Raw genomic sequence first — 3,437 nt, 5'->3', positions numbered from 1 at the left:
AGAGTAGACATGGTAACCTCCGTCTCCATACCTACTCTTTTTTGAAGCGTATGGAAATAATGAGTCCTGACCCTAGGCGACGCAGGAGCCTTACGGACATCGACAGCAGAGCGAGGGGTTCCCCTTCCCCCCAAACAAACACAGTAAATAATGCTAACGGGCATCGACAACAGAACGAGTTTTTTTCCCCCTCAAAAAACGTAATACGTCCTGCCCGCGTCCTCTGTCCGCTCTCCCTGCGTCACGCCACAGCCGGGCACATCCCGACATGTGCCGGCCGGTTCCGGCGGCGATCCTCCGGGGAACTTCCCACCTGCGCGAAGACATGGCGGCGCAACTCCCGGGCCGGCAAAGACCGTCCGATCGCCCCGCGCGGGAGGCTTGCCCGCGCTTTGGCAATGTCCCTTTGATTTTTCGTCCTCCTGCGGTAGACTGTCCTTGCGGCACATACCTTCTTTCCCAAAGGCGACAGTATGGCATCACTCGTTCCCGTCATCCTTTGCGGCGGAACCGGCTCCCGGCTCTGGCCGCTCTCCCGTTCCGGCCATCCCAAGCAGTTCATCGAATTCGGCAAAAGCAGCCTGCTGGCCGATACTCTTGCCCGCTGCGCCCGGCTGGAGCATGCGCGCCTGACGGTCGTCAGCAATGAGGAACACCGCTTTCACGTCAAGGATGCCGTCAGGGCCTTCCCCGCGACGGACATCATCCTTGAGCCAGCCCGGCGCAATACCGCGCCCGCCATCGCTCTGGCGGCCCTGCGGGCGCAGGAGGACGGCGACGGGCGGGCGCTTCTGCTGGTGCTGCCGGCCGATCACCGCATGGATCCCGAAGAGGTCTTCGTGGAGGCCGTGCAGGCCGCCCTGCCCGCCGCGGCCGAGGGACGGCTCGTCACCTTCGGCATCACCCCCACCGCTCCGGCCACCGGCTTCGGCTACATCATCACGGGGCCCGAGCTGTCCGCGGGGCTGTACGAGGTCAGCCGCTTTCAGGAAAAGCCCGATGTGGACACGGCACGCACCCTGCTGGCCTCGGGTACGGCTCTCTGGAACAGCGGCATGTTCCTCTTCCGGGCCGACCGCTATCTGGAGGAGCTCCAGCGTTTCCGCCCGGATATCCTCACCGCCGTCAGAAAGGCCTGGCAGGGACGCCGCACGGACGGCTGTTTCCTGCGGCCTGCCGCCGACGCCTTTTGCGCCTGCCCGTCGGACTCCATCGATTACGCCATCATGGAGCACACTGATCGGGCGGCGGTCATGCCGCTCCCGCTGCGCTGGAACGACCTCGGCTCCTGGGAGGCTTTTTACGAGATCAGCCCTCATGACGAAAACGGCAACGCCCGGCAGGGCGACGTCATGCTGGAGGACTGCCGTAACTGTTACCTCCACAGCACCGGACGCCTGCTGGCGGCCGTAGGCGTGGAAGATCTGGCCGTGGTGGAGACGCGCGACGCCGTGCTGGTGGCCCGCCGCGACCGCGTGCAGGACGTCAAACGCATCGTGCAGCGTCTGGAACAGGCGCATCGCCCGGAGCACGCCCTGCATCCCCGGGTCTGCCGTCCGTGGGGGAGCTATGAGCGTCTGGCTGAAGGCGAACGCTTCCAGGTCAAGCGCATCGTGGTGGAGCCCGGGGGCGAGCTTTCCCTGCAAAAGCACTATCACCGCGCCGAGCACTGGGTCGTGGTGGGCGGTGTGGCCGAGGTGACGTTGGGCGATGCGGTGCATCTGATCACGGAAAACGAATCCATCTATATCCCGCAGGGCAGCCTGCACCGTCTCAGGAATCCCGGCAAGCTCCCGCTGCTGCTTATCGAGATCCAGACCGGCAGCTACCTGGGTGAGGACGATATCGTGCGCGTCAGCGATGCGTACGGCCGGACGGACCCGGAACCCGCACCCCCTGCGGCCCACAAGGAGACAGAATGAGCACGCTTGACTGCTTCAAGGCCTATGATGTGCGCGGCGCCGTGCCGGATGTCCTTTCCCCGCAGCTCGTCCGCGCCGCCGGACGGGCCTTTGTGGCCGAGACCGGCGCACGCCATGCCGTCATCGGCAGGGACGCCCGGCTGTCCGGCCCCCTCCTGCGTGACGCCCTGTGCCTCGGTCTGCGCGAATCCGGCTGCGAAGTGACGGACATCGGCATGTGCGGCACGGAGGAGATCTACTACGCCGCCTTTGCCCAGCCCTTCGACGGCGGCATCATGATCACGGGCTCGCACAATCCGGCCCATGAAAACGGTCTCAAGATGGTCAGGGCCGGGGCCGTCCCCATCAGCGGGGATTCCGGCCTGCACGCCATCCGGGACCGCACGGCGGAAGAACTGCGTACGCTGACCGCCGACACGCCGCCCGCGGGGGAGCTTGCCCCCCTCCATACCGCTACCTACCGGACGGACTATGTGGCGCATCTGCTCAGCATGGTGGGCACGGACGGCCTGCGGCCGCTCAAGATCCACTGCGATGCGGGCAACGGCTGCGCCGGGCTCGTCCTGCGGGAGCTTGCCCCGCGCCTGCCCTATGTCTTCTCCTTCAGCAATGCGGAGCCGGACGGCCACTTTCCGCACGGCGTCCCCAATCCTCTGCTGCCCGAGAAGCGCGCGGCGACGGCACAGGCCGTCAAAGAACACGGCGCGGACATGGGGCTGGCCTGGGACGGCGACTTTGACCGCTGCTTTTTCTATGACCATGAAGGCACCTTCATCGAAGGCTACTACCTGGTGGGCCTGCTGGCTGAAGCCGTGCTGGAAAGCCACCCCGGCGGCAAGATCGTGCATGACCCGCGCCTGGTCTGGAATACGCAGGAAGTGGTCACGGCCGCTGGCGGCAAGCCCGTTCTCTCCAAGGCCGGGCATGCCTTCATGAAGGAGACCATGCGCGCCGTGGATGCCGTCTACGGCGGCGAGATGAGCGCCCATCACTTTTTCCGGGACTTCGCCTACTGCGATTCCGGCATGCTGCCCTGGCTCATGGTGGCCCGCATCGTCAGCCGCAGCGGCAAGAGCCTCAAGGATCTGGTGGCCGCCCGCATGAGCGCCTACCCCTGCAGCGGCGAGATCAACCGCAGCGTGCGGGATGCCGCCGCCGTCATGGACGCCGTCTACCGGGACTATGCCCCGCAGGCGCTGGAAGAAAACCGTCTGGACGGTCTTTCCCTGAGCTTCAAGGACTGGCGCTTCAATCTGCGCCCCTCCAATACCGAGCCCCTCCTCCGCCTCAATGTGGAAGCCCGCGGGGATGCCGCCCTCATGACGCGTATGACCAAGGCCCTGCTGCACCACATCGACGTGGCCAATCACGCCTGACCAGCCCAAGGCGGACGCCGTTCGCAACGCTTGCGGGCGGTTGCTGACGCATTCGCTGTTTGTTGGGGGGGACGGGAGGGGGTCGCGCGGGGTGGAGAGGCGGGGCGGGAGGGGCGCGTGCGGCAGGAGCAGGGAAGCG

Annotated in this window: 2 protein-coding genes; both read left to right on the top strand. The window is 66.0% G+C overall.

The window, feature by feature from the left end; translation table 11 throughout:
- The first annotated feature begins 473 nt into the window (after positions 1–473).
- Positions 474–1,922 (top strand): mannose-1-phosphate guanylyltransferase/mannose-6-phosphate isomerase, encoded by a 1,449-nt coding sequence (locus tag Q0K12_RS12375; protein WP_297263278.1) that lies wholly within the window; start codon positions 474–476, stop codon positions 1,920–1,922.
- Entirely contained in the window at positions 1,919–3,298 is a 1,380-nt protein-coding gene (locus tag Q0K12_RS12370) for a phosphomannomutase (protein ID WP_297263277.1), read from the top strand. Before Q0K12_RS12375 ends, Q0K12_RS12370 begins: the two co-directional genes overlap by 4 nt.
- Positions 3,299–3,437 lie beyond the last annotated feature (139 nt).

The organism is uncultured Desulfovibrio sp., from assembly GCF_944324525.1.
In the GTDB taxonomy this organism is placed as follows: domain Bacteria; phylum Desulfobacterota; class Desulfovibrionia; order Desulfovibrionales; family Desulfovibrionaceae; genus Desulfovibrio.
Note: the sequence above shows the minus strand (reverse complement) of the source record. Positions and strands in the feature narration are given on the sequence as shown.